Origin of the sequence: Methylomicrobium lacus LW14 (assembly GCF_000527095.1) — a bacterium.
GTDB lineage: Bacteria > Pseudomonadota > Gammaproteobacteria > Methylococcales > Methylomonadaceae > Methylomicrobium > Methylomicrobium lacus.
In genome coordinates this window covers 1,296,275-1,310,166 of sequence record NZ_AZUN01000001.1, presented here as the reverse complement: position 1 = coordinate 1,310,166, position 13,892 = coordinate 1,296,275, and the positions used below count along the sequence as shown (strand labels likewise).

Below are 13,892 nucleotides of genomic sequence, written 5' to 3'. Positions count from 1 at the left end.
TATAATACAAAAGCTAAGGGTTTCGCTTAACTTACATGCGCACAAATGTGGTTGCTTTGCATTGCGGGCATACCGGAATTTCGCTAGTCTCTTTAAAAGCGATTTCCTTGCCGCAGTTGTCGCAGATGAAGGTGCCGGGGATCGTGATTTCGCCGCTCTGGTATTTGTGGATCTTCGCGTGTTCTTCGATCTCGGCCAACTGGATGCGGGTCTTATCCGCGACGCTCAAGAACGCGTCGAGCGTAAAGTCTTCGATTAGCTCGATATCGAACTTGAACCATTCGGACAGCGATTCATCGTCGCTTTTCTCGGTCAGGCCGTGCGCGGCGCTTTCAACATCGCGTTTGACGTAGCCCGACACCTTGTCCAGGTCTTCCTTGCTCAAATCGCTGGTTTTTCCGGCTTTTTCGGTCGAAATCTCGAGTGCTTCGCCGAGCGTGTGCAGGGCCTCGTCCATCGTTTCGTACAGGTGCTTCACGATGTCGTTATAAGCGGCGACCCATTTGTTTTTATTCATACTTACCTCTCCTGAAAATGACGCTCTCGATTCGAGCAACTGTGGTATTCTAACGCTTTTGACCGACAAAAGACGAGAAGGATGCAAGAAAATTACAAGCCGTTGGTTATAGAGCAAGAAGTGCAACAAATCTGGGAAGAGACGGGCGTATTCAACGTGTCCGAAACCTCCCCGAAAGAAAAGTATTATTGCCTGTCGATGTTCCCCTATCCCAGCGGTAAATTACACATGGGGCATGTTCGTAACTATACCATCGGCGACGTGATCAGCCGCTATCAGCGCATGCTCGGCAAGAACGTGTTGCAGCCGATGGGCTGGGACGCATTCGGCCTGCCGGCAGAGAATGCGGCGATGCAGCACGGCGTGCATCCGGCCGACTGGACCTACGAAAATATCGCCTATATGAAGGGCCAGTTGCAGCGGCTCGGTTTCGGTTACGACTGGAAGCGCGAAATCGCGACCTGTGACCCGTCCTATTACCGCTGGGAGCAATGGTTTTTCCTGAAATTGCTCGAAAAAGGCCTGGTTTATAAGAAGACCGCGCCGGTCAACTGGTGTCCGAACGACATGACCGTGCTCGCGAACGAGCAGGTGATCGACGGCTGCTGCTGGCGCTGCGACACCCAGGTCGAACGCAAGGAAATCGCGCAGTGGTTTTTGAAGATCACCGACTATGCGGATGAACTCCTGGCCGCGCTCGACACGCTCGACGGCTGGCCGGAGCAGGTCAAGACGATGCAGGCGAACTGGATCGGCAAGAGCTACGGCGTGCGTTTCGCGTTTCCTTACGAGCTGGACGGCAAACAGGAGTTACTGTGGGTCTATACGACCCGCGCCGACACGATCATGGGCGTGACCTTCTGCGCGGTCGCGCCCGAACATCCCTTGGCGGCGCATGCGGCCAAGACTAATCCGGAACTCGCCGCGTTCATTCACGAATGCGAGCAGACCGGGACTGCCGAAGCCGATTTGGCGACGATCGAAAAGAAAGGCATGCCGACCGGCATCCGGGTCACGCATCCTTTGACCGGCGCGCAGGTGCCGGTCTGGGTCGGCAACTACGTATTGATGAGTTACGGCGAAGGCGCGGTGATGGCGGTGCCGGCGCATGACGAGCGCGATTTCCATTTCGCGCAAAAATACAATCTGACGACCATCCAGGTGCTGGAGAATAACGCGCCGGGCAAAGACGACAAGCCTTTCGATACGATAGGCTGGCAGGAATGGTATGGGTCGAAAGAAGACTCGATGGTGCTGATCAACAGCGGCAAATACGACGGCCTGAGCCACAAACAGGCGATCGATGCAATCGCCGCCGATCTGAACGCTAAAGACCTCGGCGACAAGCATGTGCGCTTCAGGCTCCGCGACTGGGGCGTTTCGCGTCAGCGTTACTGGGGCGCGCCGATTCCGGTGATCTATTGCGACGCTTGCGGCACGGTGCCGGTGCCCGAGAAAGACCTGCCGGTCGAACTGCCGCGCGATGTGGTGCTGGACGGCTCGCAGTCGCCGCTGGTGGCGCATCCGACCTTCTCGAAGACGACTTGCCCTTGCTGCGGCAAGGCGGCCCGGCGCGAGACCGATACCTTCGATACCTTCATGGAATCGTCCTGGTATTTCGCGAGGTTCACCTGCAACGACGGCGAGACGATGCTCGATGCGCGCGCGAATCACTGGCTGCCGGTCGATCATTACATCGGCGGCATCGAACATGCGATCCTGCATCTGCTCTATGCGCGCTTCTATACCAAGCTGCTGCGCGATGAAGGCTTGACCGTCGCCGACGAGCCGTTCAAGAATCTCCTGACCCAGGGCATGGTGCTGAAAGACGGCAGCAAGATGTCCAAGTCGAAAGGCAACACGGTCGATCCGCAGGCGCTGATCGATCAATACGGCGCCGATACGGTGCGTCTGTTCATCATGTTCGCGGCGCCGCCCGAGCAGTCGCTCGAATGGTCCGACAGCGGCGTCGAAGGCGCATTCCGCTTCCTGAAACGGCTGTGGAAGCTGGTCTATCAACATGTCGAGTCGGATCGCCCGGTCAAGGCGCTCGACAAGGCCAATCTGACCAAGGAACAGGCCGATTTGCGCCGCCAACTGCATCAGACGATAGTGAAAGTCAGCGATGATTTCGGCCGCCGCTTCACTTTCAATACCGCGATCGCGGCGAACATGGAGCTGGTCAATCATTTGTACAAGTTCAGCGACGACTCGGACAATGCGCGCGCGCTGCTTCAGGAAGCGCTCGAAGCGGTCGTGTTGATGTTGTCGCCGATCGTGCCGCATGTCTGCCACCAGCTCTGGCAGGATTTGGGGCGCACCGATGCGCTGATCAGAGCGGCCTGGCCGGCCGTCGATCAATCGGCTTTGGCGCAGGATACGCTGGAATTGGTCGTGCAGATCAACGGCAAATTGCGCGGCAAAATTTCGGTGGCCGCGGCCGCTTCGAATCAAGACATCGAAGCGTTGGCGCTCGGCGACGAGCATATCGCGCGTTTATTGGAAGGGCAGGCGATCAAGAAAATCATCGTGGTGCCGAAAAAACTGGTGAACATCGTCATTTAATGAAGAAGCTATTCATTATCTTCCTGGCTTGTTGGCTGAGCGCCTGCGGTTACCATTTGCGCGGCGCCGGTCATACGACTGCCAAATTCAAGAAAATCTATCTGGAAGGGGCCTCGGGCCCCCTGCGCGATGGCTTCGACGAAGTCTTGAAGCTGTCATCCGCGCGCTTGGTCAAAAAAGCGAAAGAGGCGGATTTGCAGGTCAAGGTGGTGGAGGAGAAATTCAAGCGCCGGACCGTATCGCTGAATTTTAGCGGCCGCTCCAATGAATTTGAATTGGGTTACCATCTGGACTTTCAACTGGTCGGCGCCGGCAATGCCCAGTTGTCGGCAGGCAAGCCGATTCAGATCATCCGTGAATATTTCAATGACCAGCAGGACATTCTCGCGAAAAATAACGAAGAAAGAGTGATCGTTCGGGAAATGTACCAGCAGGCCGTGCGCACGATCCTCGAACGCGCCAAGACGCAAGTTCAGGCGAGCGCCAAATAACGATGCGCCTGAAGCCGGAACAAACGGCGCAGCATTTACGCAATAAACCCCTCGCGCCGGTCTATCTGGTCAGCGGCGATGAGCCGCAGCAAATCGCCGAAATTACCGACGCGATTCGCAAGGCGGCCCAGGAAGCCGGTTATCTGGAGCGGGAGATTTTTTCGCCGGATAGCGGTTTTTCCTGGCATGACTTGCCGGCGGCCGCCTATGCGACCTCGCTGTTTGCGGACAAGAAAGTGATCGATCTGAGGCTGCCTTCCGCGGCGCCCGGCACTGAAGGCGCAAAAGTCCTGACCGCCTATTGCGAGCGCTTGCCGGAAGATACCCTGCTGTTGATCTCGACCGGTAAGCTCGCGTCAGCCTCCCTGAAAACGCGCTGGTTTCAGGCTCTGGAGCGCGTCGGCGTCTTCATTCAGGTCTGGCCGCTCGAAGGCGAAGATCTGCTGCGCTGGCTGCAACAGCGTTTGCAGCAGCGCGGCATCAGCGCCGACAAGGACGGCTTGAAGTTGCTGGCCGCCCGAATCGAAGGCAACTTGCTGGCCGCCGCCCAGGAAATCGAAAAGCTCTATATCCTCTACGGCGCAGGCTTCCTGGATACCGCCAAGATCGCCGATGCGGTCGCGGACAGTTCGCGCTATGACGTTTTCAAATTGGCCGACAGTTTGTTGGCCGGCAATCCGGGCAGAATTACCAAGATCCTGGCCGGACTGAAGGACGAAGATGTCGCCGCGCCGGTCGTGCTCTGGGCGATCACCCGCGAGGCGCGCACGCTGTGCAAACTCAAGCAGGATCTGGCTTCCGGCAAAAACCGGGACGCCGCGATGCAGGCCCAGCAAATCTGGGACAAGCGCAAGGCGCTGGTCGCACAGGCGCTGGATCGGTTGACCGAAGCGGCCTTGCATCGCATCCTGATCATCAGCGCCAAAGCCGATCGCGAGATCAAGGGGCAACAGCCGGGCGATCCTTGGCACACCTTGTTGCAGGTTTGTTTGCAGTTTACTTCGGTCGCCGCTCTAAAACAGTAGGAAATCCCTCCCTCCTCTTGGTGGGACAGAAAATCGCCGCATCCGATCACGCGTTATCGAAAGGGGACTTGAAAAACAAATCCCCGGTCCCCAGTTCAGTGCTCATCCATTCTTTCTAACCGGAACGAGCACACATGACAGTAGAAGCAAAAAAACAAACGCTGGGTTTTGAAACCGAAGTCAAACATTTGTTGCATTTGATGATCCATTCCTTGTACAGCAACAAGGAAATCTTCCTGCGCGAACTGATCTCGAATGCCTCCGATGCGTCCGACAAGCTGCGCTTTCTGGCCCTGTCCGACGAAAGCCTGTACGAAGGCGACAGCAACCTCAAAATCCGCCTCGAATTCGACCAGGACAACCGCACGATCAAGGTGATCGACAACGGCATCGGCATGACCCGCGCGGAAGTGCAGGAACATATCGGCACGATCGCGAAGTCCGGCACCAAGCAGTTTTTCGACGCCTTGACCGGCGACCAAGCCAAGGATAGCGAACTGATCGGCCAGTTCGGTGTCGGCTTCTATTCGGCCTTCATCGTCGCGGACAAAGTGACTCTGGTTACCCGCAAGGCCGGCGCGCCGGCGAGCGAAGGCGTGCGCTGGGAATCGGCAGGCGAGGGCGACTATACGCTCGAATCGGTCGAAAAAGCCACGCGCGGCACCGAAATCACGCTGCACCTGAAAGAATCCGAGAGCGAATTCCTGGACGGCTACCGCATTCGCTCGATCGTCCGGAAATTCTCCGACCATATCTCCCTGCCGATCGTGATGGACAAGGAAGCCCAGCCTTCCTACGATGAAGAAGGCAATGAAGAGGCCGAAAAGCCGGCCGCGCAAGTCGAGGAAGAAACCGTCAACAGCGCATCGGCCTTATGGACCAAGTCGCGCCAGGACATCAGCGAGGACGATTACAACCAGTTCTACAAACACGTCGGCCACGACTTCCAGGACCCTTTGACCTATGTGCACAGCAAGGTCGAGGGCACGAATGAATATACTTTGTTGTTGTACGTACCGTCGCGCGCGCCGTTCGACCTGTGGGACCGGGACAACAAGCATGGCGTCAAGCTGTACATCCGCAAGGTCTTCATCACCGATGACGCCGAACAATTGATGCCGCGCTATCTGCGCTTCATCAAGGGCGTAATCGACGCGAATTCGCTGCCGCTGAACGTCTCGCGTGAAATTCTGCAACAAAGCAAGCAGATCAGCACGATCAAATCCGGCGCGGTCAAGAAGGTGCTCGGCATGCTGGAAGGCGTGGCGAAGAACGAGCCGGAAAAATACGAAAAATTCTGGACCGAGTTCGGTGCGGTGATCAAGGAAGGCCCGATCGAGGATCAGGCGAACAAGGAACGCATCGCCAAGCTGCTGCGCTTCGCCTCGACGCAGGGCGACAGCGACAAACAAGCGGTCAGCCTGGAAGATTATGTCAGCCGGATGAAGGAAGGCCAGGAGCATATCTACTACGTGACCGCGGACAGCTACGCGGCCGCAAAGAACAGCCCGCATCTGGAAATCTTCCGCAAGAAAGACATCGAAGTGCTGCTGTTGTCCGACCGCGTCGACGAATGGCTGGTCTCAAGCCTCGACGAATTCGACGGCAAGCATCTGCAATCGGTCGCCAAAGGCCAGCTGGATTTAGGCAAACTGGATGACGGGGAAGAGAAGCAGCATCAGGAAGAAATTAGCAAGGATTTCGAATCGGTGTTGACCCAGATCAAGGACGTACTGGCCGACAAAGTCAGCGAAGTGCGGCTCAGCCACCGCCTGACCGAATCCCCGGCCTGCCTGGTCTCGGACGTTTACGGCATGAGCTTGAACATGGAGCGGATCATGAAGGAGGCCGGCCAAAATATGAGCTTCGGCAAGAAGCCGATCTTCGAAATCAACCCCGATCATGCTTTGGTACTACGGCTGAAAGCCGAGCAGGACGATACGCGCTTCGCCGATTTGACGCATATCCTGTTCGACCAGGCTATCCTGGCCGAAGGCGGCCAGCTCGACGATCCGTCCGCGTTCGTGCACAAGCTAAACGGCTTGTTGCAGGGGCTGCTGCACTAATAGAGAAGGATCAAAAAAGGCCGGAGTCTCTCCGGCCTTTTTTATGACAGCTGGAAATGTTTTCCGGGGTGCCGTTTTCCTCTCGCGATGTACCAGACTTACTATGGTGATTGACAATACTTATAAAAGACTTATATTAGGAGTGGATGAACTCGATAACCTGGAAGCCTAAGGCCTTGAAACAACTTGCTAGAATCAAGGAGGTTGCCGTGCGCCGGCGCATTATACCGAAGCGCAGGCGTTAACCGATTTCCCGGCTTGTCAAAACGTTAAAAAACTGATCAATCACGATTACAGCTATCGATTGAGGGTTGGCAATTATCGGGTGCTCTTCGAATTTGACGGCGATGTTCGGATTATTAGCATTGAAGAGGTGAAAAAACGCGATGAACGGTCATACTAATTATCAAACCATTCTCGGCAGCGACGGTAAACCGGCGTTTGTTGTCCTACCCTATGCCGATTTCGTTAAGTTGCAGGGAATCACTGTTCCCGGCCCCATTCCCAATGCGGTTGTCGGCAGACACATTATGGACGAGGTCAGCCTATTGCAGGCCTGGCGCGAATATATGAATTTAACTCAGGCCGGAATGGCCGAACGCATGGGTATAACCCAAGCCGGTTACGCGCAAATTGAAGCGGCCAAGCGACCGCGCAAGCCAACCCTGCAAAAAGCGGCCGATGCATTGGGGATTACGCTGGAACAATTGGCGTATTGATGGTTGCGGGGTAAATAGGGCAGATAAAAATAATTACAGCCTGCTCGCTGTGCCGCCTCAATACAACAACTCGTACAACTTCCCGGTTCTGACCATCGCTTCGGCAGTTTCGATCAGCTTGTCCCGCTCGAATTCATCGGCAATCGTTTTCAACACCGGCGCCGCCCGTTGGAGGCTCATGCCGGCCTTGATGCGCGGATCGTAGAGCATTTTCAGCAGCAGATAATCCAGGCCGGACAGCAGCGTGTTGACCGACTTGTCGTTGAAGATCGAGGGAAACACCTTCTCGGAATCATTCGGTACCCCAAGCACCTGGGTGATTTCTTCGACGATGCAATCGACCAGCTTGGCGTGTGCGTTGGCGCGGTCGACCGGAATGAGCACGACCGCCCGCGCGATGGAGGCGTCGCCTGCCAGGGCGAAATGCCCCAGACAAACGCTATGACGGAACAGATTCTCTCGCTGCGATTTCGAGTGGATGCCGAAGTCGTTCAATAATTCGTTCCGCAGCCGCATCTCGGTCGAAAAAATGATCAGCAGATTGGCCGATGCTTGCGTTGCCGCCGGCCTGATGCTCAAGCCGGTAATCTCGGACAGCTGCGCGATATGCATACGCGCCAACCTTTCATGCAGTTCCCGATCGCCGACCCGGTGCACAAAAAAATAGTCGATCGGCCGCGTCCACTTGCGGATGCCCGCCGGCTGTTTCGAATATTCGTTGAACATCGCGATCTCGATGAAGCTTTTCAGCAGATAGCCCGGCGACTGCCACGGCTCGCGCTGAGCCGCATGGGCCTGGGGCGTGCCTAGCTGATAAAGCAGCCCTAAACCGAACAGCGCTAACCTGGCTTTGCTGAAAATCTTATTCGGCATGGTCCATTCGTCAGGGAGGAAAGGGGTATTTTACGCTTTCATCTAGAGCGGCCGAAAAATTTGTAGATCGTCGGCTAGTACAGCTGCAATACCATCAGGCTTCCCACCACCATCACAAGGCTGCCGATAAGCCTGCGCGCCAGATGCGGCTCGTTGAATATCCGATGGCCGAGGAATACCTGTAGCAGCATGCCGAGTTGAAACAGGGCCAGCGTGTAGGCTATCAGCATTTGCGACAGCAGCACCAGCGTCAAATATTGCATCACGAAGACCGTCAACCCGACCGCCGCCATCAACAAGAGGTGCGGTTGCGATTTTTTGACATTGTCCGTCAGCCTCTCCGTTTTCAACAAGGCATTCGCCAGCAAAACCATAGGCAAGCCGAACCATGACCAGAAGATCAGGGTTTCGAGCGGCGTGGAATGTTCGAGCGAGCCTTTCAGGAACACCGTGCCGATCGAAAACAGCAAGATCGAAAGAAACCTTGCCTGCACGCCGCGATCCTGCAGGAGTGTGGCGAAGCGGTTTGGCGCCGCGCCGTTCGCCGGCGGCAACAAGAAAAAGCTGCCGGCGACGATCACCATGACGCCGGCAAAGCCTTGCAGCGTCGGTATCTCGCCGAGAAAAACGAGCGCGAACAGCATCGAAATGACGACCTTGTAGGCATTCAGCGGCCCGAATACCGACAAATCGGTTTTCGATAGCGACATCACCATAAACATCCAGCCGCCGACGTCGAGCAGGGAAGCCAGAAACACATTGATCCAGAATGACGGGCTCAGCTGCGAAAAAGTCCCATTGATAAAGAACGGCAAGGCGAGAACGGACAGCACGGCATAGGTCGTTGCGACGATGTAAAACGGATGCAGGCCCTGATGCGACAGCTGTTTCTGAAAGACGTTGGATACCGATGACAGAAACAAGCGGCCAAAAACGAAAACAATTTCCAAAAGCGATTTTCCTTGTGTATGAATCTTGAATGATCAAAGGGGGCGCATTCTAATGGGAATCGCCACAAAATGAAATACCGCTTAATCGATCAGAATGCGCGCGACTGCCGTTACCGTGAGAAGGACGGGTCAGGTGGGAGCGACGCCCACGTCGCGATTAAAGCCTCGCTAACCGTCCCTGTTCAACGAGGCCGATCAATTTCTGATGGCTTAGGCGTCTTTGCTTGAACGCTGGAATGCGATGAAACTCGACTATTTGACGAATCATATATTTAATCATATAGTTAATCGTACGATTAATCGGGTGACATAGCATGATTACAGCAAACGAATTAAAAACCAAAGGCATCGCCTGTCTGGAAGAAAACCTTGCCAATCAGCCGGAAGCCGTTATCACGGTGCGCGGGAAAGAATGTTATGTGGTGATGAAGATCGAGCATTACCATTATCTGCGTGAAATGGAACTGGAAGCCGCGCTGTATGAGGCGCAACAGGATATTGCCGCTGGCCGGTTCAGCAAGGAGTCTGTGGATCAACATGTGGCTGATCTGTTTACCGAATGAGCTACACCTTAGTTTTTACCGACAGCTATAAAAAACGCGCCAAACGCTTTGCCCGGCAGCATCCCGAACTCAGGAGCAATATCGCAAAACCCTGCTGTTGCTGTCTCAAAATCCCCATCATCCATCGCTGCGCTTGCATCCCTTGAAAGGCAAATTGGCTGCCTTGCACTCGGTATCGATCAATATCGGTTATCGAATCGCCCTGGAAATGCTGATCACCGAAAAGGAAATCATTTTGATCAATGTCGGCAGTCATGATGCGGTTTATCAAACATGAACTGATCAAGCCTTCTCCAGAGGGAGAGGGTTGGGTGAGGGGAATTTAAAACATGGCAAAATGCATGATTTATATCCCCTCATCCTAGCCTTCTCCTTTATGCCCTTTGGGTGCGGCGGGAGAAGGGACTGAACCTTTCGCTGAATAGGATGTATTGGCTATACGGAATTTATTCGCTAAGGCCTGATTTTTTCTATAACCTGGAAAACATGACCTGCGACCATCGAATGAGTTATGATCAGCTTTTTTTCCAGCGCAAAATCCAACATGGCCGAAACGATCAAAACAACGCACCCCGGCGGTTGCCCGCACGATTGTCCCGATACCTGCGCGATGGTCTTCGAGGTGACCGACGGCAAGCTAATTGGTGTCAAAGGCAACCCCGATCACCCGATGACGCGGGGCGGGCTCTGCGTCAAGTTGAAGGATTACGAAAAACGCCATTATCATCCGGACCGCCTCTTGTATCCGATGCGCCGCAACGGCCCGAAAGGCAGCGGGCAATTCACGCGGATCAGCTGGGATGAAGCGCTGGATGAAATCGTCAGCCGCTGGCAGGCGATCATCGCCGAACATGGCCCGCAGGCGATCGTGCCTTACAGTTATCTCGGCAATCAGGGGCTGGTGCATGGGCTGAACGGCGGCGATGCGTTCTTCAACCGCATGGGCGCTACGGTGACCGAGCGCACCTTTTGCGGCGAAGGATCGAGCACCGCCTGGCTGTTGACGGTGGGGCCGACCGCCGGGGTCGATCCGGAAAGCTTCATCCATGCCAAATACATCATCATCTGGGCCTGCAATTCGGTCAGCACCAATCTGCATCACTGGCATATCGTCAAGGAAGCGCAGAAGAAAGGCGCCAAGGTCGTCGTGATCGACTCCTATGCTTCCCGCACGGCCAAGGAAGCCGACTGGCATCTCGCGCCGAAGCCGGGTACGGACGGCGCGCTGGCGATGGCGATGATCCATACGATCATCGAAGAGGGGTTGATCGATCAGGATTATGTCGATCGCCACACGATCGGTTTTGCGGAGCTGGCGGAACGGGCGAAATCGCGGACACCGGAATGGGCGGCCGAAATCACCGGCATCCCGGCCGACGATATCCGCGAGCTGGCCCGCGAATATGCGGTCACGCAACCCGCCGCGATCCGTATCGGCGTTGCGCTGGAACGGCATCACGGCGGCGGCCAGACCATTCGCGCGGTTTCCTGTCTGCCAGCCTTGACCGGCGCCTGGCGTCATGTCGGCGGCGGCATCCTGCAATTTCCGGTGTGGGAGCACCCTTATAAATTCGATGTGCTTTGCCGGCCGGATTTGATCCCGGAAGGCACGCGCGTGATCAATGCCTTGCAGATCGGCCGCGCCCTGACCGACGAGCCGCCCGCAGGCCCGCCGATCAAATCGATTATGTGCTGGAACGCGAACCCGGTCACCCAGGCACCGGAAACCGACAAGATTGTCAAAGGCTTGAAGAACGAGGATCTGTTTCTGGTTTCGGCGGAACACTTCATCTCCGACACCGCGTTGTACGCCGATATCCTGTTGCCCGCGTCGATGGGTGCGGAGATGGAAGACATCATTCTGTCCTGGGGTCATCTGTATCTGACTTACAATGCCAAATGCGTCGAGTCGCCCGGCGAGGCGATCCCGAACAACGAGATTTTCCGGCGTCTGGCCGCGAGGTTCGGCTTCAATGAAGATAATTTCCGTTGGTCGGATGCCGAATGCCTGGAGCATTATATCGACTGGGATGCGCCCGCGTGCCGGGGCATCGATCTGGACTACTTGCGTCAACACGGTTTCGCGCGTTTAAACGTTGGCACCAAGGATGATCGGGCGCCGCATAAGGAAGGCAATTTCCCGACGCAGTCCGGCAAATGCCAGTTCATCGCCGAGGGTGCCACCAATTTTGTACCGGGACCTTTCCGCCAAATGTACGAGGGCTTTCAACCGGGCGAAGCGCTGGACCCGTTGCCGGATTATGTGCCTCCCCGGGAAACGGCGACCACGAATCCCGATCTGGCCAAACGCTATCCGTTGAATATCGTGTCGCCGAAGAGCCACGGTTTCCTGAATTCCTGTTATGCGAACATGGAAAACAAAAGTCAGGGGCAGGGCGAGCAATTCGTGCTGATCAATGCGGTTGACGCCGATCAGCGCGGGATTAGCCACGGCGATAAGGTCAGGGTCTTTAACGGGCGGGGCGCTTTTGCGGGCGTTGCCAAAATCACCGAGGATGTGAAACCGGGATTGATCGTTGCGACGTTGGGGTACTGGCGGCAATTGAATGATGGGACGGTGAACAGCATCAGTTCGGCGGAACTGGTCAATATGGGCAATGCGCCGTCGTTTTCGGATAATCTGGTGCAAGTGGAAGCCCTTTAGTTCGCAGAATGCGGTTGCGGCTTTGAGCACTTGACCATAAGGCACGGATGCTCGCAAAATCAATGGTCAAACAGCAAGGCTCGGGTTATTATGAAACGCATTTCGCAACCCGTAGCCGATCATGAAACCATCAATCGCTTTGGAAACCAATCGCGAAAAAGTCCGTCGAATCGCCTCAACTTTTCGTGTTGCCAACCTGCGCGTATTCGGTTCCGTTTTGCATGGTTACGATAAGGACGGCAGCGACCTCGATTTGCTGGTGGATCCTTTGCCGGGTACGACCTTGTTTGATTTAGGTGGGCTGCAAATCGAATTGGAGGAAACACTTGGCATTCCGGTCGATGTCTGCACCCCAAACGATTTGCCTCGCAAGTTTCGGGATCAGGTTTTAGCCGAGGCTAAGCCGGTATGAGCGAGCGTCGTTGGACGGATTATCTTGATCACATGATCGAGGCAGCCAAGCTGATCGGAGTGTACCTTGAGGGCCTGGATAAATCCGAATTCATGACCGATAAACGGACACAGCAGGCGGTGATTTTCAATTTGATCGTCATCGGCGAAGCAGCAACGAAATTGCTCAACGAGCAAGCGAAAGTCATCGAGCAGTATCCCGAAATTCCATGGAAAAACATGAAGGGCATGCGGAATCGAATCGCGCACGGCTATTTTGATATTGATCTCGAAATCGTTTGGGAGACAGCAGTGACGGCGATACCACAACTTCTTGAACAATTGGTTTTTGTTCGTCAGCAAGCAGGTCAGTAGTTTGTAGGATGCGGTGAGGAACGAACCGCATCATTCGCGTAATCAACATCCATAAATGGCCAATAATCATGACAAATTACCGGCGAATTTATGTACCAGGCGCAACATGGTTTTTTACTGTTAATCTTGTAGAACGTAAAGGTAATCAACTGCTGGTAGATCGAATTGATGTATTACGCGAATCATTCATTAGGGTTCGGACAAAACATCCCTACAATATTGATGCTATCGTGGTCTTACCGGATCATTTGCACTGTGTACTGACGCTGCCGTCAGGTGATAAGGATTTTTCCACGCGCTGGGGGCTGATCAAAAGCAATTTTTCTCGCGGCATCGAAACAGGCGAGCGAATTTCCAATAGTCGAGCCAAGCGTGGTGAGCGAGGAATATGGCAAAAGCGTTTTTGGGATCATCTGATTCGGGATGAGGCGGATTATCAGGCGCACATCGATTATATCCATTGGAATCCGGTAAAGCACGGATTGGTAAGATGTGTGGCAGATTGGAAACATTCCAGTTTTCACAAATTTGTTGAAAATGGGTTGTATCCGCTTAATTGGGGTAATCAAATTGTATGCATGGATAGAGTTGCTGGCGAGTGACGCGAACGATGTGGTTCGTTCCTCACCGCATCCTACTACCCAGTCATTTTTGTAAGTACCCACGCATATCTATCCAACAAGAAAAAGCAAA

Annotated in this window: 14 protein-coding genes; 11 read left to right on the top strand and 3 right to left on the bottom strand. The window is 54.8% G+C overall.

Annotation, left to right across the window (positions count from 1 at the left end; translation table 11 throughout):
- Positions 1–31: 31 nt before the first annotated feature.
- Positions 32–517, bottom strand: a complete 486-nt coding sequence (locus METLA_RS0105875; RefSeq protein ID WP_024297659.1) for a zinc ribbon-containing protein — start codon at positions 515–517, stop codon at positions 32–34.
- 81 nt (positions 518–598) lie between these two features.
- Here METLA_RS0105875 and leuS point away from each other — a divergent pair, with 81 nt between their 5' ends.
- The 5 genes from leuS (at position 599) to METLA_RS0105850 (ending at position 7,383) form a co-directional block, all read left to right on the top strand.
- Positions 599–3,082 carry a leucine--tRNA ligase gene (gene leuS, locus METLA_RS0105870; RefSeq protein WP_024297658.1) on the top strand — a complete coding sequence of 828 codons (2,484 nt, stop codon included), beginning with the start codon at positions 599–601 and terminating at the stop codon, positions 3,080–3,082.
- Positions 3,082–3,573 carry an LPS-assembly lipoprotein LptE gene (locus tag METLA_RS0105865; RefSeq protein WP_024297657.1) on the top strand — a complete coding sequence of 164 codons (492 nt, stop codon included), beginning with the start codon at positions 3,082–3,084 and terminating at the stop codon, positions 3,571–3,573. Before leuS ends, METLA_RS0105865 begins: the two co-directional genes overlap by 1 nt.
- A 2-nt stretch (positions 3,574–3,575) precedes the next feature.
- Positions 3,576–4,598 (top strand): DNA polymerase III subunit delta, encoded by a 1,023-nt coding sequence (gene holA / locus METLA_RS0105860; RefSeq protein ID WP_024297656.1) that lies wholly within the window; start codon positions 3,576–3,578, stop codon positions 4,596–4,598.
- Positions 4,599–4,732: 134 nt separating this feature from the next.
- Complete coding sequence (htpG, locus tag METLA_RS0105855; protein ID WP_024297655.1) at positions 4,733–6,664, top strand: molecular chaperone HtpG; 1,932 nt, start codon at positions 4,733–4,735, stop codon at positions 6,662–6,664.
- Positions 6,665–7,050: 386 nt separating this feature from the next.
- A complete protein-coding gene (locus METLA_RS0105850; RefSeq protein WP_024297654.1) occupies positions 7,051–7,383 on the top strand; it encodes a helix-turn-helix domain-containing protein in 333 nt (110 codons plus the stop codon).
- 57 nt (positions 7,384–7,440) lie between these two features.
- Here METLA_RS0105850 and METLA_RS0105845 read toward each other — a convergent pair whose 3' ends face one another.
- Positions 7,441–8,256 carry a DUF2927 domain-containing protein gene (locus METLA_RS0105845; protein ID WP_024297653.1) on the bottom strand — a complete coding sequence of 272 codons (816 nt, stop codon included), beginning with the start codon at positions 8,254–8,256 and terminating at the stop codon, positions 7,441–7,443.
- A 74-nt stretch (positions 8,257–8,330) separates the two neighbouring features.
- Positions 8,331–9,206, bottom strand: a complete 876-nt coding sequence (locus METLA_RS0105840; RefSeq protein ID WP_024297652.1) for a DMT family transporter — start codon at positions 9,204–9,206, stop codon at positions 8,331–8,333.
- 314 nt (positions 9,207–9,520) lie between these two features.
- Between METLA_RS0105840 and METLA_RS0105835 the strand changes: the two genes are divergently transcribed.
- The 6 genes from METLA_RS0105835 to METLA_RS21830 all read left to right on the top strand — a co-directional run bounded on the left by METLA_RS0105835 (position 9,521) and on the right by METLA_RS21830 (position 13,801).
- Positions 9,521–9,769 carry a prevent-host-death protein gene (locus METLA_RS0105835; RefSeq protein ID WP_024297651.1) on the top strand — a complete coding sequence of 83 codons (249 nt, stop codon included), beginning with the start codon at positions 9,521–9,523 and terminating at the stop codon, positions 9,767–9,769.
- A gap of 97 nt (positions 9,770–9,866) precedes the next feature.
- Positions 9,867–10,046 carry a type II toxin-antitoxin system RelE/ParE family toxin gene (locus METLA_RS23455; protein WP_245598740.1) on the top strand — a complete coding sequence of 60 codons (180 nt, stop codon included), beginning with the start codon at positions 9,867–9,869 and terminating at the stop codon, positions 10,044–10,046.
- Between the two features lie 234 nt (positions 10,047–10,280).
- Positions 10,281–12,434 (top strand): molybdopterin-containing oxidoreductase family protein, encoded by a 2,154-nt coding sequence (locus METLA_RS0105825; RefSeq protein ID WP_084480078.1) that lies wholly within the window; start codon positions 10,281–10,283, stop codon positions 12,432–12,434.
- A gap of 121 nt (positions 12,435–12,555) precedes the next feature.
- Entirely contained in the window at positions 12,556–12,846 is a 291-nt protein-coding gene (locus tag METLA_RS0105820) for a nucleotidyltransferase family protein (protein ID WP_024297649.1), read from the top strand.
- A complete protein-coding gene (locus METLA_RS0105815; protein WP_024297648.1) occupies positions 12,843–13,199 on the top strand; it encodes a HepT-like ribonuclease domain-containing protein in 357 nt (118 codons plus the stop codon). Before METLA_RS0105820 ends, METLA_RS0105815 begins: the two co-directional genes overlap by 4 nt.
- A gap of 68 nt (positions 13,200–13,267) precedes the next feature.
- Positions 13,268–13,801, top strand: a complete 534-nt coding sequence (locus METLA_RS21830; RefSeq protein WP_084480077.1) for an REP-associated tyrosine transposase — start codon at positions 13,268–13,270, stop codon at positions 13,799–13,801.
- Positions 13,802–13,892: the final 91 nt, after the last annotated feature.

Bases quoted from the DNA above. Each gene is read 5' to 3' on its own strand.
- holA (WP_024297656.1), top strand. From the start codon at position 3,576: ATGCGCCTGAAGCCGGAACAAACGGCGCAGCATTTACGCAATAAACCC.
- METLA_RS0105850 (WP_024297654.1), top strand. From the start codon at position 7,051: ATGAACGGTCATACTAATTATCAAACCATTCTCGGCAGCGACGGTAAA.
- METLA_RS0105835 (WP_024297651.1), top strand. From the start codon at position 9,521: ATGATTACAGCAAACGAATTAAAAACCAAAGGCATCGCCTGTCTGGAA.
- METLA_RS0105825 (WP_084480078.1), top strand. From the start codon at position 10,281: ATGATCAGCTTTTTTTCCAGCGCAAAATCCAACATGGCCGAAACGATC.
- METLA_RS21830 (WP_084480077.1), top strand. From the start codon at position 13,268: ATGACAAATTACCGGCGAATTTATGTACCAGGCGCAACATGGTTTTTT.
- METLA_RS0105815 (WP_024297648.1), top strand. From the start codon at position 12,843: ATGAGCGAGCGTCGTTGGACGGATTATCTTGATCACATGATCGAGGCA.
- METLA_RS0105875 (WP_024297659.1), bottom strand. From the start codon at position 517: ATGAATAAAAACAAATGGGTCGCCGCTTATAACGACATCGTGAAGCAC.
- htpG (WP_024297655.1), top strand. From the start codon at position 4,733: ATGACAGTAGAAGCAAAAAAACAAACGCTGGGTTTTGAAACCGAAGTC.
- METLA_RS0105845 (WP_024297653.1), bottom strand. From the start codon at position 8,256: ATGCCGAATAAGATTTTCAGCAAAGCCAGGTTAGCGCTGTTCGGTTTA.
- METLA_RS0105820 (WP_024297649.1), top strand. From the start codon at position 12,556: ATGAAACCATCAATCGCTTTGGAAACCAATCGCGAAAAAGTCCGTCGA.
- METLA_RS0105865 (WP_024297657.1), top strand. From the start codon at position 3,082: ATGAAGAAGCTATTCATTATCTTCCTGGCTTGTTGGCTGAGCGCCTGC.
- leuS (WP_024297658.1), top strand. From the start codon at position 599: ATGCAAGAAAATTACAAGCCGTTGGTTATAGAGCAAGAAGTGCAACAA.